Below are 23,086 nucleotides of genomic sequence, written 5' to 3' on the forward strand. Positions count from 1 at the left end.
GTGCCAAAATTTATTGACTAAGCTGTTATGTGGCAAGAAAAAAAAAGTCCGCTAAAGTGCGGACTTTTCTTAAAAACAAAATGGATAAGATATTAAGCTTATTTCGCTTTTTTCTCTTTCTTTTCCTTTTTAGGTTTTGCATCTGCTTTCGCTTTTGGAGCGGCAGCCTTTGCACGTTTAGCAGCTCTTTCTTCTTTCAGCTCATCCGCAGTTTTGCGTTCTACTAATTCAAGAATTGCCATTTCCGTGTTGTCGGATTGGCGATTCACAAGGCGAACGATTCTAGTGTATCCGCCGAGACGAGTTGCGTATCTATTGGAAAGATCTTCAAGAAGTTTGTTCACGATCTCTTGGCTACCTAAGTGACTGTAGAGATAACGAGTGTTGTGTAGAATTTTTTCTGCTTTTTGTTTCTCATCAAGAGTCCCTAAAGCAGAATCCAAATTTCTTTTCGCACGGGAAATCATTCTCTCCGCATAAGAACGAGCAACTTTCAATTTTGCAACTGAGGACTCGATTCTCTCATAACGAAAGAGTGAGATTACCATATTTTGGATCATTGCTTTTCTATGATCCGCTGATCTGTTTAATTGGCTTACTTTATTACGTTTTCTCATTTTAAAAATCTCTCATTCCGAAAGACAAACCAAGCGATTGTAGTTTGATCTTTAATTCTTGCAAACTCTGTTCACTAAAATGTTTGGATTTCGTCATTTCCTCTTCACTGCGTTTCACAAGCTCACCGATAAAATCGATTTCAAGGCTTCGCAAAACGTTCGTTGCGCGAACGGATAATTCCAATTCTTCCACATGTTTAGAAAGGGATGCTTTTAATTTTTCGTCAGCTTCATCCAACTCTTCTTCTTCTTCTTCGATTTCTTCTTCAAAGTTGATGAATACGGTTAAATGATCTTTTAAAATTTTCGCAGCTTGAGCTACCGCGTCTTCGGGAGATACGGAACCGTCTGTCCAAACTTCTAAAGTTAATTTCTCATAATCGGATCTTTGCGCTACACGAGTTTCAGACACTTCAAAAAGAACTTTTTGAATCGGTGAAAAGATAGAGTCGATAGGAATCGTTCCCAAAACTTCGATATCTTTCTTTTTGTCTTCTGCAGGAACATATCCTCTTCCTCTTTGGATTTCCAAATCAAGGATAAGATTTGCGTCTTCGTTCAAAGTAGCAATATGAAGATCCGGGTTCATGATTTCTATGGAAGAATCAATCGCCAAATCCCCGGCGCGGAAATATCCAGCACCTTTCAATTCAATATGAATGACTTTGCTTGCTTCTTTGTCCTCAGGCTCGTATTTGATACGAACTTGTTTGAGGTTGAGGATGATACGAGTTACGTCTTCCGCAACTCCCTCAATATAAGCAAACTCATGAGTCACACCTTCGATTCGGATTGCGGAAATAGCCGCTCCCTCGATCGAAGACATAAGAGTTCTTCTTAAAGAATTCCCTATGGTTGTACCAATCCCTCTTTCGAAAGGCTCGGCTACAAACTTACCATAATTAGGAGTATTCACATCAGTAGTGAATTCGATTTTTTTCGGTCTTTTAAAACCTTTTAGTAAATTCTTTGGGGACAATGTCGTATCCTTCTTCTCTAGATTCGTTAGCTTACTTAGAGTACAACTCTACGATTACCTGTTCTTTAACTGGGATATCGATATGATCTCTTGTTGGAAGAGATAAAATTTCCCCAGAGAACTGTGCATAATCAACCGAAACCCAAGATGCAGTTCTGTTGATTGCTTGCGCCAATCTGATATTTTCTTCAATGAAAGTGGATTTTTGAAATTTTTCTCGAATTTCAACCTTATCGCCAATATTCACTCTGTAAGAAGGAATATCTACGCGAATTCCATTTACCATAACATGTCTGTGAGCGACAAAGTTACGCGCTTGTCTTCTAGTTACCGCATAACCCATACGATAAAGAACATTGTCCAATCTTCTTTCGAGGAATTGGAGTAAGTTTTCACCAGGAATCCCCGGAGTATGAGAAGCTTCTTCGAAATAACGACGGAATTGTTTTTCTAAAACTCCGTACGCTCTTTTTACTTTTTGTTTCTCACGAAGTTGCGCACCGTATTCAGTTATCTTTCCTTTTTTCTTAGGAGGTAAACCCGGTGGGTATTTTCTTTTTTCTAATGATGATTTCTCTTTGTGAAGAGTGTGACTGTTTTTAAGAAAGAGGTTTAAGCCCTCTCTTCTCATTAACTTTACAACTGGTCCTCTATAACGTGCCATATGTCTTCCTTATCCCCTTACTAAACTCTTCTTCTCTTACGTGGACGGCATCCATTGTGTGGAAGAGGGGTAACATCTTTAATCAATTTAATGAGTAGACCTTTTGTTGTAAGGGAACGAATCGCAGATTCTCTTCCAATACCAGGTCCTGAAACCATAACGTCTACTTCGGAAAGTCCGGCAGCTTCAATTGCTTTCTCTGCCGCACTTGTTGCAGCAATTTGAGCTGCATAAGGGGTGGATTTTTTAGAACCACGGAACCCCATCATTCCGGAAGAAGACCAGGAAAGAACATTCCCCGCCATATCCGTAATAGATACGATGGTATTGTTAAAGGAAGCTTGAATATAAACCTTTCCTCTCGGAACGTTTTTCTTTTCCTTTTTTTTGACTTTCTTGGTATCTTTTTTGCCTTTTGCTTCTTTCTCAGCCATGAATGATTCCTCTATTTACCTGGAGCTTTTTTCTTATTCGCTACTGTCTTTTTAATACCTTTTCTGGTACGGGCGTTTGTGCGTGTTCTTTGCCCATTGACAGGAAGTCCTCTTCTATGACGAAGACCTCTATAACAACCAACATCCATCAATCGTTTGATGTTCAGGTTTACTTCGGAGCGAAGGTCCCCTTCTACTTGGTATCCTTCTTCAATAACCCGACGGATCGCGGCTTCATGTTCGTCCGTTAGATCTTTTACTCTAATGCTTTCATCGATCCCTGCTTTTTTAAGGATCTCTTGAGAAGACGTCTTACCTATTCCGAAGACATAAGTGAGACCGATCACAATTCTTTTGTTTGATGGTAAATCAACACCCGCGATACGTGCCATATATTCTTATCTTTGCCTTTGTTTGTGTTTTGGGTTTGTGCAGATCACTCGGATCACACCTTTTCTGCGAATGACTTTGCATTCAGGACAGATTTTTTTTACTGATGCTCTAACTTTCATTTTCTTTCCTATTTCTTTCTGTAGGTAATTCGACCTTTGGTTAAATCATACGGAGAAAGTTCCACTGTAACTTTATCACCTGGAAGAATCCGAATATAGTGCATTCTCATCTTACCGGAGATATGCGCTAATACCTTGTGACCATTTTCCAACTCTACACGAAACATAGCGTTCGGTAGTGGCTCCAAAACGGTTCCATCAATGGTTATTGCTTCTTCCTTTGCCAGGGTGATTCTCCTATTGAATCGATTTTAAAATAGAATCGGTGATTTGTTCCATACTTCCCAAGCCATTGATCTGCCGAAGGATACCTGTTCCCTTGTAAAAATCGATCAGGGGCAGAGTCTTTGTGTTGTAAGTATGCAGACGGTTTTTGATGGTCTCTTCGTTGTCATCCGAGCGTCCTTCTTTGATCGCTCTACCTAGCAACCGTTTCACCAATTCTTCATCGGGAACGTCTAGGTTGACAACGGAGTCGAGCTCCATATGAAGCTCTTTGAGGATTTCCGAGAGAGCCTTTGCTTGCTCCACCGTCCTAGGAAATCCATCCAGTATGAATCCATTCGCACAATCGGACTCGACTAAACGATCCCGAATGATGCCTATAACGACAGCATCTGGAACGAGGTCTCCCGCGTCCATATATTTTTTTGCTTCTACACCCATAGCAGTGCCATTTTTTACAGCACTTCTAAGAATATCACCGGTGGAGATTTGGGGAATTTTAAACTTTTCTTTAACGATATCTGCTTGGGTACCTTTTCCAGCTCCTGGAGGTCCCATAAAGATGAGTCTCTTCATTACTATGCCCTACCCTTAATCTTGGTCTTTTTCATGAATCCTTCATAATTTCTCATCAGAAGTTGGGCTTCAATTTGTTTCAATGTTTCCAAAGCCACACCCACCATAATGAGAAGCGAAGTTCCCCCAAAAGTATATACAAGAGTTCCCCCACCTGTGTTTGAACCTAGGTTGAGAAACTTGATAATCAAATAGGGAGCAAGAGCAAGACCCGCGAGAAATAACGCGCCGGGTAGAGTGATCCGATTTAATATCTTTTCAATCATTTCTTTTGTTTGCGATCCAGGGCGAACACCCGGGATAAACCCGCCGTATTTCTTTAGATTGTCAGCTAACTCTTGTGGGTTGAACTGAATCGCAGTATAGAAATATGCGAAGAAAATAATGAGAGATGTATAAATAACAAAGTAAAATAGAGCATGATACCAGATCTGAGAGAAAGGATTGAAATAATCCATAATCACAGCCCAGCCAGCCCACTGACCGCCCTTAGACGACAACCATTGAATGATGGTTTGAGGAAACAGAATCAAAGATGATGCGAAGATAATCGGCATTACGTTGGCACTGTTTACTTTGAAAGGAATGGATTGGCTACGCGCCTGCACCATCTTTCTTCCTACCATTTGTTTTCCGTAATTCAACGGAACTCGTCTCACACCTTGTGTAAGGATTACAGTAAGAGCGATAAGTAGTATAAAAATAATCAAAAGAATCAATACGGAAAGAGCATCCGAAGTATCGGAAGTAAACATAGAGATAAGTGCTTCCGGCATACGACCGATGATACCTGCGAAGATAATCAGGGAAATCCCGTTACCGATCCCACGTTCTGTAATCTGCTCACCTAACCAAATCAAAAGCACTGTTCCTGTTGTAATGGAAAGCATTGCTAAAGGTAGGAAATAAGCTTCTACGGAAGGGTTAATCAAACCAGGATATTTTGCAGGAGAATTTCCCGATCCTGTAGACCAGGAATTGGCAAGCTGAATCACTGCAAGTGACTGAACCGCACATAAAATCAAAGTTCCGTACTTAGTGTACTGTTGGATTTTCTTTCTTCCCTCTTCTCCTTCCTTTTGCATTTTTTGCAAAGAAGGAATGAGAACCATCACAAGTTGCATGATGATGGAAGAAGAAATATAAGGCATAATCCCAAGAGCAAAAATAGAAAATTTGAGAAGAGCACCACCTGCAAACAAATCCACCATCCCAAGAAAACCTTCACTTGGATCTGCTGTGATTCCTGTAACGATCAAACTATTGATTCCAGGGATAGTAACGTGAGTACCCATCCTGAAAAGTAGTAACATACCGATTGTAAAAAAAATCTTGGAGCGTAGTTCAGGAATTCTAAAGATGTTTGCTATTGTTTGAAACATTGGTTATGCTTTTTTCTTCTCTTCTTTTTTCTTTTCACGAATCACAACTTTTCCACCGGCTTTTTCAATCTTCGCTTTCGCGGATTCTGAAAAACCGTCAGCAGTAATAGTGATCGACGCAGTGATTTCTCCCGTTCCTAAAACTTTGATCAGGTCGGTTTCACTTTTGATCAAATTTTTTGCTTTTAGGACAGAAGGAGTCACTTCACCGGAAAGACCCGCTTTTGTTAAAGCAAGTAGGTTAACCGGTTGAAATTCTTCTTTGAAAATATTTGTAAATCCGCGTTTCGGCAAACGTTTGTGAAGTGGCATCTGACCACCCTCAAACCCTCGTTTCATGGAGGCAGCACGTGCTCTTTGTCCTTTCGAACCACGGGCAGATGTTTTACCAAGTCCGGAACCCGGACCTTGACCTACTCTTTTCTTGGAGGTTTTAGCACCTTTTGGGATCGGGATTAGGTTTTTATTTCCTAAAGAAGTGGATTTTTTAGCTCTTTTTTTGCCAAATCCTCTTCCTTGTTCAATTTTTTCTGTTTGAGCCATTTCAATTATACCTTATCTACTTTCAGTAGGTATCCTACCTGACGAAGCATTCCCTTCAATTGAGGAGTTACTTTGTGCTTTCTGGTTTGGCCTTTTTTCTTAAGACCGAGAGCGATCAAAGTTTTTTTGTGCATCGGAATGATACCGATAGAACTTTTTTCTTGGGTTACCAATACTTCTTCCATATCAATCTTTCCTTTATAGATCTTGACCGAACAAGTGTTTTAGGCTCACACCACGACGTTTTACCGCCATAGAAGGAGTTTCCAATTGTTGGAGTGCATCCATAGTCGCCTTAACAATATTCATCGGATTTGAGGATCCCCAGGATTTTGTAAGAACATCTTGGATCCCCGCTCTTTCCAATACGGAACGAACGGAAGCTCCTGCAATGATTCCTGTTCCCGGAGTCGCCGGTTTCAAAATCACTCGGGCCGATTTAAAACTACCGATCGCATCGTGTGGAACGGTATGTCCGATGTAATGAATGGATTTTAAATTCTTTTTAGCGGATTCGATCGATTTACGAATCGCATCCGGAACTTCGTTAGCTTTTCCGAATCCGATTCCTACTTTTCCTTTGGAATCCCCTACTACAGAAAGTGCGTTGAAGGAGAAACGACGTCCCCCTTTCACTACTTTTGCAACACGGTCGATCTTTACTACTTTCTCAGTAAATTCTTTTGTTTCTTCTTCTAGGATCATATTAGAACTCCAAACCACCTTCACGAGCGGAATCTGCGAAGGCAGCGATACGACCGTGGTAAACCATACCAGAACGATCCAAAACTACCTGAGAAACCCCGGCGGTTTTAGCTTTTTCTGCGATCAGTTTTCCCAATTGCACTGCTGCGGCTTTGCTCTTTTTAGAATTTTCATGTTTCGGAAAATCCTTACTTTGTGTAGTAACAAAAGCGACTGTAACACCTTTGGTGTCATCAATCACTTGAGCAGTCAGATAACGATTGGATTTGTTAAAAACCAAACGAGGACGACCAGAGTTTGCTTGTAGTTTATAACGTACTCTTTCTGCCCGTCTTTCTCTTTTAATGTATTTTGCTGTCTTGTTAATCATAACGACTTACTACTTCTTACCAGTTTTTCCAGCTTTTCTGCGGATGTATTCATTGCTGTATTTCACACCCTTGCCTTTGTAAGGCTCCGGTGGTCTTTTAGAACGAATATCAGCGGCAACTTGGCCCACCAATTGACGATCAATTCCTGAAATTTTAATTTTCAACTGATCGGCTACATCGATTTTGATACCTTCAGGTTCAGGGAAAACCACTTCATGGGAATAACCTAAGCTCATCACTAGGTCTTTGCCTTTCTTCTGAGCTCGGTAACCGACCCCAGTGATCTCAAGGTTTTTTTCCCAACCGGTGGTTACACCTTTTACATTATTCATCGCAAGGGATCTTACAAGCCCGTGCAATGAAACAGTCTTTTGGTCTTCACTTGTTCGAGTAAAAACCAATTCCCCATTTTCCACTTTCGCTACTACGCCTTCATAAAGAGGTGATTTCAACTCACCTAATGGGCCTTTTACGGTAATGAAATTTGATTCCGTTTTTACTTCTACCTTTGCAGGCAATTTAATAATACTTTTACCAACTCGAGACATGATGATGCAATATCCTTTCTAAGGTTAGAATACCTTACAAAGAACTTCTCCTCCTACTCTGAGTTTACGCGCACGTTTCCCAGTCATCACTCCTTTCGAAGTGGAGAGGATGAGAGTTCCAATGTTGTTTTTGAACGGACGAATCTCTTCCGATTGAATGTAAACTCTTCTACCAGGAGTAGAAACTCTTTCAATCATACGAATGACAGGTCTTTTGTCTGGATCATATTTCAATTTTACTTGAAAATCATCAAAACTACCGTTCTTTACCGTTTGAATCTCATCCACGAAACCTTCTTCTTTTAGAAGTTCTAGGATGGATTTCTTAATTTTACTTCCCGGAATCACACACAACTCGTGTTTCGCTTGTTGTGCGTTTCTGATGCGGGTTAGCATATCTGCTATAGGATCTGAAAGACTCATTTATAATAACCTTTCCTATATTCTACCAGGAGGATTTTTTCACGCCAGGGATCTGAGCTTTACTAGCTAAATCACGGAAGCATAGACGACACATATCAAAGCGGCGCAAATATGCGCGCGAACGACCGCAAAGAGGGCAACGATTATACTCTCTCACTTTGAATTTTTGCTTTTTGGCGTGGCGTTCCATCATCGATTTTTTCGCCATAATCTGCCTCCTACTTACTTGCCGTTCGGTAAGGCATACCGAAGGCGTGAAATAATTCGTACGCTTCTTTGTCTTCTTCAGTGTTCGTGACAAAGGTGATATTGATTCCGTAGATCGTATTGATTTTATCAAAATGGATCTCAGGGAAAATGATTTGTTCTTTTACGGATAAGTTGTAATTACCACGTCCATCAAATCCTTTTGGATTGACTCCGCGAAAGTCACGAACCCTTGGAAGAGCAATGTTGATGAATCTGTCTAAGAATTCATACATATAGTTTCCGCGAAGAGTTACTTTACAACCAAGGACCATGCCTTCTCTCACTTTAAAACCGGCGATCGACTTCTTTGCGAAAGTTTTCACCGGCTTTTGGCCAGTAATCTGACCGATCTCCACAAGACAAGCTTCCATTGCTTTCGGATTGGTATGAGCTTCACCCATACCAACATTGATCACAATCTTTTCTAATTTAGGAACTCGCATCACACTTTCAAAGCCAAGTTGCTTTTGCAAGTTCGGGCGAATGTCCTTTTCGTATCTTTGTTTAAGTCTAGGTACCATAATTATACTTCTTTACCTTCCGGACGTGTCACGCGGATCGTTTTACCATCCTTTTTGGAAAAACCAAGGCGTACAGCCTTAATTTTCTTCTTAGGCTTCGCTTTGTTTTCAGCCTTAGGATCGCTAAACATTACATTGGAAATATGAATCGGAAATTCGATCTCGATCGCTCCACCTTGTGGATTTTCTTGAGTCGGTCTCACGTATCTGCGTCTCTTGTTCACACCTTCGATGTAAACTCGGTCTTTTCTTTTATCAACCGCGAGAACCTTTCCTTTTTTTCCTTTTTCTTTTCCGGAAATAACTAAAACTTCATCATCTTTTTTGATTTTAGTTTTTTTGAATTTCGTAGGTTCTGAACCACGATAAGCTAATTTTACTGGCATATTATAAAACCTCCGGAGCAAGTGATATGATTTTCATATATTTCTTATCACGGAGTTCGCGAGCCACCGGCCCGAAAATACGAGTTCCTTTAGGATTGCCTTTATCATCAATGATAGCAACCGCGTTGTCATCAAAACGGATGTAAGTTCCGTCCGCACGGCGAACTTCTTTTTTAGTTCGCACGACAACTGCTCTTTGAACCGCTTTGTTGTGTACTTTTTTACCTTGCCCGTCACGGAGACCGTAAGCAGGCTGTGCATCTTTCACAGCGACTATGATTTCATCGCCGAGACTAGCGTATCGTTTCTTAGATCCGCCAAGAACTTTTACGCACATGACTTTTTTTACACCCGAGTTATCGGCAACTTGTAAAATAGTTTCTTGCTGAATCATACTAGTTTCGCCTTCTCAACAACCTTTAAAAGCTTGTGATGTTTCTGTTTGGATAGAGGACGAGTTTCGATTGCGATCACTTTGTCCCCTACTTGACATTCGTTTTTTTCATCGTGAATTTTCACACGTGAAGTTCTTGTCATAATCTTCTTGAAGCGAGGATGAGTTTTTCTGGTGATCACTTCAATGATCACAGTTTTTTCCATCGCATCACTAACTACAACACCTTGAATGGTTAAAGATTTCTTTAAATTCTTTGCTTCCATAACCTACTTCTTCTTGCCCTTGGCTGCTTTCGCAACCGGTGCCGCTTTACCAGCTTTAGGTGGGATTTGTTTTAATTTTCCCGCCGCCGCTAATTCCTTCTCTCGTTGGATGGTAAGCGCTTGCGCAATTCTCTTCTTTTGGTTGTGAATCAGCTTCGGATTCTCAAGAGATCTAGTGACCCCAAATTGAAAACGAGCCTTTCTCACTTCTTCGGAAGCGGATTGTACTTCTTTTTTTAGTTCTTCTACAGATAAGGAACGAAAGTTGTCTTTCATAGTATGTTCCTCTTCACAAATACAGTCTCCATAGGGAGTTTAAACGAAGCCAGGTGAAGTGCCTTTCTTGCTGTTTCTTCATCGATCCCTGCCATTTCAAAAAGAACACGTCCCGGGCGGATTTCAGCAATCCAGAACTCTGGATTTCCTTTTCCTTTACCCATACGAGTCTCCGCAGGTTTTTTAGTGATTGGTAAATGTGGAAAAATCCTGATCCAGAGTTTCCCACCACGTTTCACTTGGCGGTTGATAGTAATCCTTGCAGCTTCAATTTGACGAGCGGTCATTCTGCCCGACTCAACTGCTTTTAAACCATACTCTCCGAAAGCAACGTAAGAACCTCTTTCGTCCTTACCTTTCAGGCGTCCTCTTTGGCGCTTTCTAAATTTAACTCGCTTTGGTGCTAACATCTTAGTATCTCTTTAAAAGTTCTTAACTTGTTCTTCTTTTTACAGCGTATTTATCTTCTTCGGATTCTTCTTTTGTCGGGAAGAAATCTCCAGTATAAGTCCATACTTTCACACCGATTTGACCGAAAGTGGTAAGGGCTTCTTTGAAACCGAAATCAATTTTCGCACGAAGTGTATGAAGTGGAACCCGGCCTTCCATATATTTTTCAGTCCGAGCCATATCCGCACCGTTCAAACGACCGGAGATTTGGATTTTTACACCCTCTACTCCACCTCGCATAGCGCGTCTAAGTTCAGCCTTCATAACTCTTCTAAAAGGCATCCTTTGTTCAATTTGCAAAGCAACTGTTTCGGCAATCGCTTGAGCAATGATCTCAGGCTTTTTAACTTCGATGATGTTCATGCCAATCGGTTTATCAGCCATCTTCTTCAGCTCTTGTTTCACTGCTTCGATGTTTTGACCTTTTTGACCGATCACCATACCCGGCTTAGATGTATGAAGATTGATGTTGATTTTTTCGGGAAATCTTTCTACTACAACTTTCACAACAGAAGCATTCTTGAATTTCTTTAAAAGAAATCTACGAATCTTGATATCTTCGTGAAGGTTTTTAATATAATCTTGTTTAGAATACCATATAGAATCCCAATTCCTTGTGATTCCGATTCGAAGCCCGATTGGATTTACTTTTTGACCCATATCTTATTTTGCCTTCTTTTCTGTCTCTGCAACTACCACAGTGATGTGGCTTAAACGTTTACGAATTCTGGATGCACGTCCTCGTGCTCTCGGTCTGTATCTTTTCATGATAGGACCGTCATCTATGTAAATCTTCTTAACAAAAAGACTCGCCGGATCCAATCCCTCATTCATTTGAATGGCATTGGCAACAGCCGAGTTGAGTAAGTTAATAATCATCGGACTCGCGGCTTTATTGGTAAAACGAAGAATATCAATAGCTTCTTTGTAATCATAACCACGAATTTCATCAGCAACTAACCTTGCTTTTCTGGCAGAAATTCTTACGTGTTTTGCGACTGCTTTAGCTTCCATTTCCTTACCTATTTCTTCGCTACTTTCTTGTCTCCACCGTGACCTCGGAAGGTACGAGTAGGAGCAAATTCGCCAAGTTTATGACCAATCATATTGTCATTGATGTAAACTGGAACAAATGACTTTCCATTGTGAATCATTACTGTGTGCCCGATCATATCAGGATAGATCGTGCTTCTGCGAGACCAAGACTTGAAAGGAGTCTTTTTGCCTTCAGAGTTAAGTGCAGTGATTTTTTTCATGAGGTGGTCGTCTATGAACGGACCTTTTTTTAAGCTTCTAGCCATGGTATCCTAGATCCTACCTATTCCTATTTTTCTTACGTCTTTGTACGATGAAACGTTCACTTGGTTTCGTTTTACGAGTTTTGAAACCTTTTGTCGGTTTACCCCAAGGAGTCACTGGATGGCGACCTCCGGAAGTTCTACCTTCCCCACCACCGAGTGGGTGATCCACCGGGTTCATTACCACCCCGCGAACCTTTGGACGTTTTCCTAACCAACGGTTTCTTCCTGCTTTTCCAATGATGACTTGGTTGTGGTCTTTGTTGGAAAGCTCTCCGATCGTTGCTACACATTCTTTGCGAATTTTACGAACTTCCGAAGAAGGAAGTCTTAAACTTACATAGTCACCGTCTTTCGCAGCGATCACAGCAAAAGAACCTGCGGTTCTAGCGATCTGACCACCTTTACCGATATGTAATTCGATATTATGTACGTTCGTTCCTGCAGGAATCTTATCCAAAGGAAGAGTGTTCCCTAGTTTAATTTCCGCCGTAGGACCGGAAAGAACTTTGTCCCCTACTTTGAGGCCGTTTGGAGCAAGAATGTATCTGTATTCTCCATCCGCATAACAAACGAGTGCGATAAACGCAGAACGGTTCGGATCGTATTCGATTGTTTTCACAGTCGCTTGGATTCCGACTTTGTTTCTTTTGAAATCGATAATACGGAATTTTCTTTTGTTTCTTCCGCCCTTTCTACGAACCGCAATTCTACCTTGGTTATCTCTACCCGCTTTGTAGCTGAGATTGAGAGTTAAGGCTTTGTGCGGAGTTACTTCTGTGATTTCTTTGAAATCCAGTACAGAGTAAAAACGTGAAGACTGGGTAGTTGGTTTTAATTTTCTAATTCCCATTTTTAAACCTTAGCGAAGTCCAAATTTGCGCCGTCTGCGAAAGTCACGACCGCTTTCTTGTAATGTGGTCGTGGAGCCGGCATGTTTCTAAACTTTTTCATTTTACCGCGAAAAACAGAAACGTTTACTGCGCTTGGAACAACACCATACATTTTCTTTAATGCTTGTTTGATGAGTGTTTTGTTCGCATCATTATGAACTTTAAAAGTATATTTTACGGTTCTTTTTCCTAAACGTTCTCCAATAGTTTGAAGATCTTGCGACTTCTCAGTCACAACCGGAGAGAGGATTACATTTTCTAAATTCACGAATCTATCCCTGCTTCTTTGAGTATTGTGAAAGTAGTTCTTTCAAAGCACTTTCAGAAATTACCAGATTGTTGTTGTAAAGGATGTCCCGGCAAACGATACGTTTGCTGTTTACATACTTTAAGTTTTCGATATTGCGAGTGGATTTTTTGAGGAATTGGTTTTCACCAGCTACTACAAAGCCTACATTTCCTTTTTCAGCAATCTCCATCTTTTTCAAAATATTGAAAATGGATTTTGTAGAATAAGAAGCAGGTTCCACGTCCTCGATGATAGAAATTCTATTTTCTTCCGCTTTCTTGTTTAAGATGGAAAGAACTGCTTTTCTTTTTACACTTCGGGAAAGATTAGAAGAATAATCCCTAGGTTTTGGTCCATGAATGATACCACCACCTACGAAATGAGGAGCTCTGATCGAACCTTGTCTCGCACGACCTGTTCCTTTTTGCGCCCAAGGTTTTTTACCACCACCACGGACTTCAGAACGATCTTTTGTAGAGTGAGTTCCTTGACGAAGGTTAGCATTTTCTGCTTTCACTGCGTCATAAATAGCACCTTGGCTGATTCCTGTTTCGAAAAGTGCAGCAGGAAGCTCCACTTCACTCAGGAACACGCCTTCTTTATTATATTTACGTGCTTTCATATATTTACCTAGTTACCAATTTTCTCAATTGTAACGATAGAAGTGTCGCGGCCAGGAACTGATCCTGAAACGAAGATTAAATTTTGATCCGCTTCTATCTTAACAACTTTCAGATTTCTAACAGTGCTTTGGACATTTCCCATACGACCACCCATCTTCAAACCTTTGAAAACGCGGCCAGGGGTTGTGTTGGAACCGATGGAACCGGGGTGTCTTTGGAATCTGGAACCGTGACCTGCAGGACCACCTGCGAAACCATGTCTTTTTACAACACCTTGTGTTCCCTTCCCTTTGGAAGTTCCTGAAACTTTAACAGTATCATTTAAAGCGAAAATATCGGACGCTTTTAGTTCAGCTCCGACTGCAACGGAATCAAATCCTTTGAACTCAGCTAAGTGTCGTTTTGCTCCGATACTTGCTTTTTTCAAGTGACCTAGTTCTGCTTTGGAAAGATTTTTTTCTTTCGCTTCAGCAAACGCAAGCTGAACAGCTTCGTAACCGTCGTTTGCTGTTGTCTTGATTTGTGAAACAAAACAAGGACCCACGCGCAAAACGGTTACAGTAACCATTTTACCTTCGTTGTTAAAGATGTGGGCCATGCCCAATTTTTCTGCGAGTAAACCTTTTGCCATGGATCCTATCCCTTAGGATTTGATATCTACTGAAACTCCGGCGGGGAGTTGAAGCTTCATCAGAGCTTCTACAGTATCTTCATTAGTATTTAAAATATCTATGAGTCTCTTGTGAGTTCTCATTTCGAATTGTTCTCTAGCTTTTTTATTCACGTGGGGAGAACGTAATACAGTATAGATTTCTTTTTTAGTAGGAAGCGGGATTGGACCGGAAACTGTTGCTCCGGTCCTTTTCGCTGTCGCTACGATTTCATAGGTTGATTGGTCAATCAGCCTATGATCGAAAGCTTTCAATTTAACGCGAATTCTTTGTCCAGCCATTTGGATTACTCAACGATCTCCGCTACAACACCCGATCCGATGGTTCTTCCACCTTCACGAATTGCAAACTTGAGTCCTTGGTCCATCGCAATCGGATGAATCAATTCAATTGACATCGTTACGTTGTCACCTGGCATAACCATTTCCATTCCACCAGGAAGGTTACAAACACCAGTGATGTCAGTAGTTCTGAAGTAGAATTGTGGACGATAGTTATTGAAGAAAGGAGTGTGACGTCCACCTTCATCTTTAGTAAGAACGTAAACTTCCGCTTTGAACTTTCTGTGCGGAGTGATTGTTCCCGGTTTCGCAAGAACCTGACCTCTTTCGATGTCTTCTTTTTTAGTTCCGCGAAGGAGTGCACCGATGTTGTCACCAGCTTCTGCTTGGTCTAATAGTTTACGGAACATTTCAATTCCTGTAACAACAGACTTAGTAGTATCACGGATTCCAACGATTTCGATCTCGTCGTTGATTTTAAGAACACCTTGCTCTACACGGCCGGTTGCAACAGTTCCACGACCAGTGATCGAGAAAACGTCTTCAACAGGCATAAGGAAAGGTTTGTCAATAATACGGGTAGGGTTTGGAACGTAAGTATCAACCGCTTCCATAAGTTTGATGATGGATTTCATTCCTAGGTCGGTATCTTCGCCCTCAAGAGCTTTCAATGCAGAGCCGTGAACGAAAGGTGTTTTATCACCAGGGAAGTTGTATTTATTGAGAAGGTCTTTGATTTCTTCTTTTACCATCTCAATCATGTCTTCTCTTTCATCAGCAGCTAACATGTCTGCTTTGTTAAGATAAACTACGATATAAGGAACACCTACTTGGCGAGCAAGAAGGATGTGCTCTTTTGTCTGAGGCATAGCACCGTCAGTTGCAGAAACCACAAGGATTGCTGCGTCCATTTGCGCCGCGCCGGTGATCATGTTTTTAACATAGTCGGCGTGACCTGGACAATCTACGTGAGCATAATGTCTGTTAGGAGTTTCATATTCTTGGTGGGAAGTAGCAATAGTGATCCCACGAGCCTTTTCTTCTGGTGCGTTATCGATTTGGTCGTAAGCAATTGCTTTGTTCTTTCCACCGATTACTTTCGCTAATGTTGTAGTAATAGCGGCAGTTAGAGTGGTCTTACCATGGTCGACGTGACCAATTGTTCCGATGTTTAAATGTGGTTTTGAACGGTCAAATTTTTCTTTAGCCATTGTTAAAATCTACTCCTCAATCGTGGTTCAAAGACCCGATTCGGGTTCTTTACTCCTTTAAAACTGCGTAAAATTCAGAGGTAAAAGCAGTCCTTTCCCAAGAAATGCCTATCCCTTTGGTCATATTTCTAAGAGACCCTGAAAAGCCAAGCAGGTTTTCTGCCGATGCTTTGGCTTTTAAGCGACTCTTACCCGCTCGTTCCTCATCCACAGAATGGATTTTCGCGGAACGGCGATTTAGCTCAGAAAGAACTACACCGAGTTGTGTTGTATCGACTGAAACTTCAATCTCAGTCAAAGGACCAACCAAAATGGTGTTCTCACGAAACAGATCCTTCATTCCTGAATGGATCGCAACCTTAAGCAAAGAGGGCAAATGTTCCTTATCTTTACCAGGAAACTCAAAACCAAGGACTACCAGCCGTAAGCCGATGACCTCTCTTCCGTAGAACCCGAATAATGTGGATTCAAAGAAAGCTGTTTCGATAGAATTTTTTACTTCTTCCGGAAGACTTACCTCAAAGGCAATTTGCTTTGAAAAGTCGGCAGTATCTTCCAGGACTGCGATGAGCGTGCCACTCGACTTTGAATCTTCAAAGGCACGGTGCTCTAGTGCAACCTTAGAAGCCATTTTTTTCAAACGCTCAAATCTAGCAATGTTTATAGATCCTGTTTGTATTTTTTTTTGTGAATTCTCTTGGATTCTACGGAGTCCAATCTCGATATGTAGCTCCCCTCTCCCCCAAAGATGGATCTGTCCCGTATCAGGATCCTCTTCAAAATGATAACCAGGGTCTTCCCAGGAAAGATTGCTCAGGGCCTTAAGCCAATCCGGCTTGTCTCCTTCCGACTCGGGTTCAATCGTAACGGAAAAGGGACTAACGGACATTATGTCTCCTAACTCTCTTTTTTTGCCCGAATCAACAGGGGATAGATAATTCCCGGGAGTTGTATCCAATTCTCTGGTTTCCCGGATGTAATACAGCATCCCCTGTGGAACCTGGGAGATTTCCAACCACTCCCCATTCTCTTCCCGGTACGCTTGTTGGATCCTAGCCTCTCTTTTTCCCTCTTTCAGAAGAAAAGGTAGGTTGATCTCTTTTTCACCAAAGACGATGGCATAACGTTCGTATTGTGGATGAACTCGACGGAAAAGAGTGTATTGGGATAAGTTCGAATCGGATTTTTTTTCCTTAGGATGAATCCAGGAAATCAAATTGAGAAGTTCCTTCACACCCTGGCCCGTCTTTGCCGATCCACCATAAACAGGAAAAATGAAATTGTCTCTTGTCCCTTGCGACAATCCGATCATATTCCATTTGGTATTGCTCTCGGGATCATTCCATTGGGATAATAATAACTCGTCCGACCATTTGATTAAATTTTCATGAACGGAAAGCGGGAAGGAATTTTCCGATTCCAGGTAGTAGACCCACTCTCCCGGTTTTTCCTTATTTTCTTCAAAAAGGACTTCGGGAGCTTTCCCCAGTATCTCTTCCAGAGAAATCAAAGAATCCAAATAATCATCACGAAAGCGATCCAGTTTGTTGATGAAAAAAACAATGGGGATACTGTTTGCCCGCAGTTCTTCAATAACAAGTCTTGCCTGTGACTGAACGGGGGAACCTCCCTCCAGAATTACAATCGCAATCTGGATGGCAGGTAGAATGTCTGTGATTTGGTTTTTAAAGTCAATATGGCCCGGAGTGTCTACAATCTGAAGACAGTATTCTCCGAAAGTGGTCTTCCATTGGATGGAATGGAACGTGGTCCGGATGGAAATCCCGCGCTCGATCTCTTCCTTTAATGTGTCGGATTCCGTAGTTCCGTCTTCAATCGAGCCTACGGCGGAAATCTTACCTGCCTCGAATAAGATCCGTTCGGTGAGGGTGGTTTTCCCAGAATCGATATGAGCGAATATTCCAACGGTTCTGTAGTCCATAAAAACAAAAAGCCGAGTTTGAACCCGGCTTTTTCCTCAAATTTAGAATCGAATTTATCTGACTACCAGCGGTAATGAGAGAATGCTTTGTTAGCATCTGCCATTTTTCTGATATCTTCTTTCTTCTTAATTGCAGATCCGGTACCTTTTTGAGCTTCCATAAATTCTGCAGCTAATTTGTTTTTCATCGATTTTTCGTTTCTGTCACGGCTATAACGAATCAACCATCTGATTCCAAGAGCAAGTCTTCTTTCCGGACGTACTTCGATAGGAACCTGATAAGTCACCCCGCCCACTCTTCTGGATTTTACTTCCACTTGTGGTTTTACGTTTTCCAAAGCTTCTTGGAAAACTTGGAACGGATCAGCGCCGGTTTTTTTATTAATAACTTCCAAAGCATCGTAGAACACGGATTCTGCTACGCTTTTTTTTCCATCAACCATAAGGCAGTTGATGAACTTAGTAATCACTTTATCATTGTATTTCGGATCACCAATGATTTCGCGGGGTTCTACTTTTCCTCTTCTTCTTGACATATGATCTTTCCCTTACTTAAGCCTTAGGTTTTTTCGCACCGTATTTTGAACGGCTTTTGCGACGTTTGTCTACACCGAGAGTATCCAGTGTACCACGAATGATATGATAACGAACCCCTGGTAAATCTTTTACTCTTCCACCGCGGATCAGTACCACGTTGTGCTCTTGTAAATTATGACCTTCACCTGGGATATAAGCAGTTACTTCGATCCCGGTAGTCAATCGAACCCTTGCTACCTTTCTAAGGGCAGAGTTCGGTTTTTTAGGAGTAAATGTCATTACTCTAGTGCAAACACCTCTTCTTTGAGGACATGCCTTTAGAGCGGGAGATTTAGTTCTTTTCTTTTGTGCGTCTCTTCCGTGGCGGATGAGCTGATTGATTGTAGGCATTCGATTCCTTCTTACTCTCTATCTACTTAAAAATATATGACGGTTTTGTCCAAAATCCTGGAAATGGCTATTTTGTAAACGAAAACCCAAAAAATCCTATAGGTGATGACGACGATCTATTCGTCGTCATCCTCTTCTTCCGAGTCGTCATCGTCCGACTCCAATTCGTCTTCATCTTCGTCCTCTTCTTCTACCAAACGGGAGAGTGTGGCAGTAGAAACAGGAGTGGATTCAGGGAGTTCGGAAACTTCTTCTTCGTCATCTTCCGAATCCAGATCCCAATCCAAATCCCCAGGAATGTCTTTGAAAACTTCAACATCTCGGTATTTTTTCATACCGGTTCCCGCAGGAATCATGTGACCAATGATCACATTTTCTTTGAGTCCCGCAAGTACGTCTGTTTTTCCTTTGATCGCCGCATCGGTAAGAACCTTAGTCGTTTCCTGGAAAGAAGCCGCAGAGAAATAAGATTCAGTGTTAAGAGATGCTTTTGTCAAACCGAGTAAAATCGGTTGGCACTGCGCCGGGCTTCCCCCTTCTCCGATCACTCGATCGTTTTCCTCTTGGAATTGGAATTTATCCACTTGTTGTTGATTTACAAAAGATGTATCCCCACTATCAGTGATTGTCACCTTACGAAGCATTTGGCGAACCACTACTTCGATGTGTTTGTCATTGATATGAACCCCTTGCAAACGATAAACTTCCTGAACTTCGGAAACAAGATAGTTATGAAGTGCATTCGGTCCTTTGATGCTAAGGATATCATGCGGATCGAAGTTTCCTTCGTCGATTTGATCCCCGGTCTTAACAAAGTCTCCGTGACGAACACGAAGTTGTTTACCGATCGGGATCGCTACTTTTACTTTTTCCACATCCGCAGATTCTGAAATGATATAAAGGATACGTTTTTCTTTTACGATCTCACCACGATCTTCGATTTTACCGTCGATCTCTGCAAGTGTGCAGGCATCTTTCGGACGACGAGCTTCGAAAAGTTCGTCTACTCGAGGAAGACCCCCGGTGATATCTCTGGTTTTTTCAGCAACGGAAGGAATCTTAAATAAGATATCTCCTTCTTTTACCTTATCACCGGATTGGTATTGCAATAATGCATCGATTGGAACCGCATAAGCTTCCCCGCCCACTATGATCTGTGGAACAAGTCTATCTTTTTTCTGCTCTACCACTTTTAGGATGATATTGGAAGTTTTAGGATCCACATCTCTTCTGACGTTTTTTCCTACTTCCAAATCTTCCCAATGAATGGTTCCTTCCAATTCGGCAACGATTACTTCATTGTACGGATCAAACTCTGCAAGAGGTTTGTTCTCTTCTACAATTTCGTCTTCTTTGCATTTTACAATCGTTCCGATTTTTACAGGGATTACTACTTCTTCCCCGAGAACTCTAAGTCTTGCACCTTGCAAGGAAACGGTTCCCGGTTGATCGGCAGTTACCATTTGCTCACCGTTTTCAGTGAGTTGAGTTCCGAATACTTCCCCTTTTTCCAGTCTTTGTCCGTCAACGACTCTGACATTGGAAAGATCCGTTGTTTGGAATTCTTGTACTAATCTTTGAATTACGATTGTCCCGCGACGGGCAAATACGGTAGAACCTGATTGGTTTTTCACCAAACGGCCGTTTACCGATTTTACCAGAGAGCGGTAAGGAACTTTGTGTTCTTTTTCCTGGATCGTTGCAGAAGCGGCTCCACCTACGTGGAAAGTTCTCATCGTAAGCTGAGTTCCCGGTTGGCCGATCGACTGAGCCGCAATGGTTCCCACTGCTTCTCCGATTTCCGCAGGCACGAGTCGAGCCATGTCCATACCGTAACATTTTGTACAGATACCTTGGCGGGAACGGCAAGTCAGAGGAGAACGAACTTTGATTCTGTCGTATCCTAGGTTTTCGATCTTTTGACCGATCGCTCGAGTGATCACAGTGTCTTTCGGGAATACTACTTTTTCTGTTACAGGATCGATCAAATCTTCCGCCGTATAACGACCGAACACACGATCCGCAAGAGAAACAATGATGTTTTCCCCTTCTTTTACAAGGCCGAGAGTGATATTGTCTTTTGTTCCGCAATCTTCTTCCGAAACGATTACGTCTTGGGAAATATCCACCAAACGACGAGTCAAATAACCCGCATCGGCAGTTTTTAGAGCCGTATCGGCAAGACCTTTACGAGCACCGTGAGTGGAGATAAAAAACTCTAATACTCCCAGACCTTCACGGAAATTGGAACGAATTGCAAGCTCGATGATCTCACCGCTCGGTTTCGCCATAAGTCCCCTCATTCCGGCAAGCTGACGAATCTGTTGTTTCGATCCGCGGGCACCTGAGGCAGCCATAACGAAAACAGGGTTGAACCCGCCTTGGTCTTTTTCCAATTCCTTGAACATCCCGTCGGTGATCTTGTCATTGGTTTTGGTCCAAATCTCGATTACCTTTTTACGACGTTCTTCGTTGGTGATAATACCTTTTCGGTATTCCATGTCGGCTTTTTCCACTTCCCGGTTGGCATCAGTCACCAAACCTTCTTTATGTGGAGAAACCCGGATATCTTCGATAGATATGGTCGGAGCGAAATAAGTCGCGTATTTATAACCCAGACGTTTCACTTCGTCCAGCATAACTACAGTTTGGCCGGGACCGAATTTTTCGTAAACATCCGCGATGATTTTGTTAGTTTCCTTGTCACCAAGAACTCTGTTTACGTAAACATAACCTTTCGGCATCACTTGGTTGAAAATAAGTCTACCAGGTGTTGTCTCGATGATTTTACCTTCGTGAAGAACCGAAATTTTTGTTCGAATCTCTATGGTCTTGGATTCGATCGCATACATCACTTCGTCAAGACCGGTGAAAAATTTCCCTTGGCCTTTTGCGTCTTTCACTTCGGAAGTTAGGTAGTAAATTCCAAGTACGATATCTTGAGTCGGTCCGCAAATCGGTTGGCCGTTCGCAGGATTCAGGATATTGTGAGGAGAAAGCATAAGCATCCAAGTTTCCAATTGCGCTTTCGGAGCAAGAGGAACGTGAATCGCCATCTGATCCCCGTCAAAGTCGGCGTTGAACGCGTGACATACGAGAGGATGAAGTTTGATCGCTTTTCCTTCTACAAGGATTGGTAAAAATGCTTGGATCCCCAATCTGTGCAGAGTCGGAGCTCTGTTCAACATAACAGGGTGTTCTTTCACTACAGTGTCCAAAACATCGAAAACTTCTTTGTCTTCCGTCTCGATTTTTTTCTTCGCAGACTTGATGTTCGGAGCAAGTTCCAAGTCAACCAAACGTTTCATAATGAAAGGTTTGAATAACTCGAGAGCCATCTTTTTAGGAAGACCCATTTGGTGGTATTTGAGTTCAGGACCGACAACGATTACGGAACGACCGGAATAATCCACCCTCTTACCAAGTAGGTTTTGGCGGAATCGGCCTTGTTTTCCTTTCAACATATCGGAAATGGATTTCAAAGGACGATTTCCCTTTCCTTTAACAGTTCTTTTGCGACGGCTGTTGTCGAAAAGAGCATCCACAGCTTCCTGTAACATACGTTTTTCGTTACGAACGATGATTTCCGGCGCTTTCAAAGCAAGAAGTCGTTTCAATCGGTTGTTACGGTTGATCACTCTTCTGTATAAGTCGTTCAAATCGGAAGTTGCAAATCTTCCCCCTTCCAATTGAACCATAGGGCGAAGTTCCGGTGGAATCACTGGAACTACATCCAATACCATCCATTCCGGACGGTTTCCGGAATCACGGAATGCTTCCAGAACTTCTAATCTTTTGTAAATACGTTTGTCAGAAATTTTGTTTCTGTCTTGGATCTTTTGACGGATCACTCTCGCTTCCGCATCTACATCGATACGTGCAAGTAGTTCCTTAATGGCGTCCCCGCCGATACCTGCGATGAATTTGTCGCCGTATTCGTCCAGGTAGTTGTGATATTCGTCTTCATCGATGAGTTCCCCTCTGTTCCTGCCGGAATCAGCAGGGTCGATGATTACATATTTTTCAAAATAGAGAACGCTCTTCAATTGGTTGATGGTCATATCCAAAAGAAGGCCCATACGGGAAGGAACGGATCTGTAATACCAGATATGAGAAACTGGAGCGGCGAGTTCGATGTGCCCCATTCTCTCTCTACGCACTTTGGAGTGAGTTACTTCCACTCCGCATTTGTCGCAGACAACACCCTTGTAACGAATGGATTTGAATTTACCGCAGTAACATTCCCAATCCTTAGTCGTTCCAAAAATCTTTTCACAGAACAGACCATCTCTTTCCGGTTTTAGAGTACGGTAATTGATGGTTTCCGGTTTTTTAACTTCGCCAAACGACCATTCTTTGATTCGTTCGGGTGAAGCCAAACGAATCGTGATTGATTCAAAAGTATTGTAATTTCTCATGCTTATCCGTTT

At 41.9% G+C, this 23,086-nt stretch carries 35 protein-coding genes; all 35 read right to left on the reverse strand.

From position 1 onward, the window contains the following. Positions 1-98: 98 nt before the first annotated feature. The 35 genes from rplQ to rpoC all read right to left on the reverse strand — a co-directional run bounded on the left by rplQ (position 99) and on the right by rpoC (position 23,074). Positions 99-617, reverse strand: a complete 519-nt coding sequence (gene rplQ, locus DI077_RS10250; RefSeq protein WP_109019478.1) for a 50S ribosomal protein L17 — start codon at positions 615-617, stop codon at positions 99-101. A gap of 1 nt (position 618) precedes the next feature. Then, complete coding sequence (locus DI077_RS10255) at positions 619-1,596, reverse strand: DNA-directed RNA polymerase subunit alpha (protein WP_109019477.1); 978 nt, start codon at positions 1,594-1,596, stop codon at positions 619-621. Between the two features lie 31 nt (positions 1,597-1,627). Further along, on the reverse strand, positions 1,628-2,260 hold the full coding sequence (rpsD, locus tag DI077_RS10260) for a 30S ribosomal protein S4 (protein WP_109019476.1): 633 nt from the start codon (positions 2,258-2,260) through the stop codon (positions 1,628-1,630). 20 nt (positions 2,261-2,280) lie between these two features. Then, positions 2,281-2,694, reverse strand: a complete 414-nt coding sequence (gene rpsK, locus DI077_RS10265) for a 30S ribosomal protein S11 (RefSeq protein ID WP_109019475.1) — start codon at positions 2,692-2,694, stop codon at positions 2,281-2,283. Between the two features lie 11 nt (positions 2,695-2,705). Then, complete coding sequence (gene rpsM / locus DI077_RS10270) at positions 2,706-3,086, reverse strand: 30S ribosomal protein S13 (RefSeq protein WP_109019474.1); 381 nt, start codon at positions 3,084-3,086, stop codon at positions 2,706-2,708. 6 nt (positions 3,087-3,092) lie between these two features. Then, a complete protein-coding gene (gene rpmJ / locus DI077_RS10275; protein ID WP_002974084.1) occupies positions 3,093-3,206 on the reverse strand; it encodes a 50S ribosomal protein L36 in 114 nt (37 codons plus the stop codon). 8 nt (positions 3,207-3,214) lie between these two features. After that, on the reverse strand, positions 3,215-3,433 hold the full coding sequence (gene infA / locus DI077_RS10280; protein WP_012476295.1) for a translation initiation factor IF-1: 219 nt from the start codon (positions 3,431-3,433) through the stop codon (positions 3,215-3,217). Between the two features lie 10 nt (positions 3,434-3,443). Beyond that, positions 3,444-4,007, reverse strand: coding sequence for an adenylate kinase (locus DI077_RS10285; RefSeq protein ID WP_109019473.1), 564 nt, complete (start codon positions 4,005-4,007; stop codon positions 3,444-3,446). Positions 4,008-4,009: 2 nt separating this feature from the next. Then, on the reverse strand, positions 4,010-5,389 hold the full coding sequence (gene secY, locus DI077_RS10290) for a preprotein translocase subunit SecY (RefSeq protein ID WP_109019472.1): 1,380 nt from the start codon (positions 5,387-5,389) through the stop codon (positions 4,010-4,012). Positions 5,390-5,392: 3 nt separating this feature from the next. Next, positions 5,393-5,932 carry a 50S ribosomal protein L15 gene (rplO, locus tag DI077_RS10295; protein ID WP_109019471.1) on the reverse strand — a complete coding sequence of 180 codons (540 nt, stop codon included), beginning with the start codon at positions 5,930-5,932 and terminating at the stop codon, positions 5,393-5,395. Between the two features lie 5 nt (positions 5,933-5,937). Beyond that, the gene (gene rpmD, locus DI077_RS10300; RefSeq protein ID WP_109019470.1) at positions 5,938-6,117 is read right to left on the reverse strand and encodes a 50S ribosomal protein L30; all 180 of its coding nucleotides are present in this window, start codon (positions 6,115-6,117) and stop codon (positions 5,938-5,940) included. A 13-nt stretch (positions 6,118-6,130) separates the two neighbouring features. Next, entirely contained in the window at positions 6,131-6,637 is a 507-nt protein-coding gene (rpsE, locus tag DI077_RS10305; protein WP_109019469.1) for a 30S ribosomal protein S5, read from the reverse strand. 1 nt (position 6,638) lies between these two features. Next, positions 6,639-7,007, reverse strand: a complete 369-nt coding sequence (gene rplR, locus DI077_RS10310; RefSeq protein ID WP_109019468.1) for a 50S ribosomal protein L18 — start codon at positions 7,005-7,007, stop codon at positions 6,639-6,641. A 9-nt stretch (positions 7,008-7,016) separates the two neighbouring features. Next, positions 7,017-7,556, reverse strand: coding sequence for a 50S ribosomal protein L6 (rplF, locus tag DI077_RS10315; protein ID WP_109019467.1), 540 nt, complete (start codon positions 7,554-7,556; stop codon positions 7,017-7,019). A gap of 24 nt (positions 7,557-7,580) precedes the next feature. Then, positions 7,581-7,979, reverse strand: a complete 399-nt coding sequence (gene rpsH, locus DI077_RS10320) for a 30S ribosomal protein S8 (RefSeq protein WP_109019466.1) — start codon at positions 7,977-7,979, stop codon at positions 7,581-7,583. 22 nt (positions 7,980-8,001) lie between these two features. Further along, positions 8,002-8,187, reverse strand: coding sequence for a type Z 30S ribosomal protein S14 (locus DI077_RS10325; protein WP_108973195.1), 186 nt, complete (start codon positions 8,185-8,187; stop codon positions 8,002-8,004). Positions 8,188-8,197: 10 nt separating this feature from the next. Then, entirely contained in the window at positions 8,198-8,749 is a 552-nt protein-coding gene (gene rplE / locus DI077_RS10330) for a 50S ribosomal protein L5 (protein WP_109019465.1), read from the reverse strand. Positions 8,750-8,751: 2 nt separating this feature from the next. Then, positions 8,752-9,135 (reverse strand): 50S ribosomal protein L24, encoded by a 384-nt coding sequence (rplX, locus tag DI077_RS10335; RefSeq protein WP_109019464.1) that lies wholly within the window; start codon positions 9,133-9,135, stop codon positions 8,752-8,754. A gap of 1 nt (position 9,136) precedes the next feature. After that, positions 9,137-9,529, reverse strand: coding sequence for a 50S ribosomal protein L14 (gene rplN, locus DI077_RS10340; protein WP_109019463.1), 393 nt, complete (start codon positions 9,527-9,529; stop codon positions 9,137-9,139). Next, complete coding sequence (gene rpsQ / locus DI077_RS10345; protein WP_109019462.1) at positions 9,526-9,795, reverse strand: 30S ribosomal protein S17; 270 nt, start codon at positions 9,793-9,795, stop codon at positions 9,526-9,528. The genes rplN and rpsQ overlap by 4 nt, the downstream gene beginning before the upstream one ends. Before the next feature lie 3 nt (positions 9,796-9,798). Further along, positions 9,799-10,071, reverse strand: coding sequence for a 50S ribosomal protein L29 (rpmC, locus tag DI077_RS10350; protein ID WP_109019461.1), 273 nt, complete (start codon positions 10,069-10,071; stop codon positions 9,799-9,801). Then, positions 10,068-10,481 (reverse strand): 50S ribosomal protein L16, encoded by a 414-nt coding sequence (gene rplP / locus DI077_RS10355; RefSeq protein ID WP_109019460.1) that lies wholly within the window; start codon positions 10,479-10,481, stop codon positions 10,068-10,070. Before rplP ends, rpmC begins: the two co-directional genes overlap by 4 nt. A gap of 22 nt (positions 10,482-10,503) precedes the next feature. Further along, positions 10,504-11,181, reverse strand: coding sequence for a 30S ribosomal protein S3 (rpsC, locus tag DI077_RS10360; protein WP_109019459.1), 678 nt, complete (start codon positions 11,179-11,181; stop codon positions 10,504-10,506). Positions 11,182-11,184: 3 nt separating this feature from the next. Further along, complete coding sequence (gene rplV / locus DI077_RS10365) at positions 11,185-11,535, reverse strand: 50S ribosomal protein L22 (RefSeq protein WP_109019458.1); 351 nt, start codon at positions 11,533-11,535, stop codon at positions 11,185-11,187. Between the two features lie 8 nt (positions 11,536-11,543). Beyond that, positions 11,544-11,822, reverse strand: coding sequence for a 30S ribosomal protein S19 (rpsS, locus tag DI077_RS10370; protein WP_109019457.1), 279 nt, complete (start codon positions 11,820-11,822; stop codon positions 11,544-11,546). A gap of 13 nt (positions 11,823-11,835) precedes the next feature. Continuing rightward, entirely contained in the window at positions 11,836-12,672 is an 837-nt protein-coding gene (gene rplB, locus DI077_RS10375) for a 50S ribosomal protein L2 (protein ID WP_109019456.1), read from the reverse strand. A 2-nt stretch (positions 12,673-12,674) separates the two neighbouring features. After that, positions 12,675-12,980 (reverse strand): 50S ribosomal protein L23, encoded by a 306-nt coding sequence (locus DI077_RS10380; protein ID WP_109019455.1) that lies wholly within the window; start codon positions 12,978-12,980, stop codon positions 12,675-12,677. A 4-nt stretch (positions 12,981-12,984) separates the two neighbouring features. Continuing rightward, a complete protein-coding gene (rplD, locus tag DI077_RS10385) occupies positions 12,985-13,623 on the reverse strand; it encodes a 50S ribosomal protein L4 (RefSeq protein WP_109019454.1) in 639 nt (212 codons plus the stop codon). Between the two features lie 8 nt (positions 13,624-13,631). Then, on the reverse strand, positions 13,632-14,255 hold the full coding sequence (gene rplC / locus DI077_RS10390) for a 50S ribosomal protein L3 (protein ID WP_109019453.1): 624 nt from the start codon (positions 14,253-14,255) through the stop codon (positions 13,632-13,634). A gap of 12 nt (positions 14,256-14,267) precedes the next feature. Beyond that, the gene (gene rpsJ / locus DI077_RS10395) at positions 14,268-14,576 is read right to left on the reverse strand and encodes a 30S ribosomal protein S10 (RefSeq protein ID WP_108973166.1); all 309 of its coding nucleotides are present in this window, start codon (positions 14,574-14,576) and stop codon (positions 14,268-14,270) included. 5 nt (positions 14,577-14,581) lie between these two features. Then, a complete protein-coding gene (tuf, locus tag DI077_RS10400; RefSeq protein WP_109019452.1) occupies positions 14,582-15,787 on the reverse strand; it encodes an elongation factor Tu in 1,206 nt (401 codons plus the stop codon). 49 nt (positions 15,788-15,836) lie between these two features. Next, the gene (locus tag DI077_RS10405) at positions 15,837-17,729 is read right to left on the reverse strand and encodes an elongation factor G-like protein (protein WP_109019451.1); all 1,893 of its coding nucleotides are present in this window, start codon (positions 17,727-17,729) and stop codon (positions 15,837-15,839) included. Between the two features lie 62 nt (positions 17,730-17,791). Continuing rightward, a complete protein-coding gene (gene rpsG, locus DI077_RS10410) occupies positions 17,792-18,265 on the reverse strand; it encodes a 30S ribosomal protein S7 (protein WP_109019450.1) in 474 nt (157 codons plus the stop codon). Between the two features lie 16 nt (positions 18,266-18,281). Continuing rightward, positions 18,282-18,656: a 30S ribosomal protein S12 gene (gene rpsL / locus DI077_RS10415; protein WP_109019449.1), complete on the reverse strand. Its 375-nt coding sequence runs from the start codon at positions 18,654-18,656 to the stop codon at positions 18,282-18,284. Between the two features lie 116 nt (positions 18,657-18,772). Next, positions 18,773-23,074, reverse strand: a complete 4,302-nt coding sequence (gene rpoC / locus DI077_RS10420) for a DNA-directed RNA polymerase subunit beta' (protein ID WP_109019448.1) — start codon at positions 23,072-23,074, stop codon at positions 18,773-18,775. Between the last annotated feature and the right edge of the window lie 12 nt (positions 23,075-23,086).

The sequence above is a fragment of the Leptospira kobayashii genome (assembly GCF_003114835.2).
GTDB lineage: Bacteria > Spirochaetota > Leptospiria > Leptospirales > Leptospiraceae > Leptospira_A > Leptospira_A kobayashii.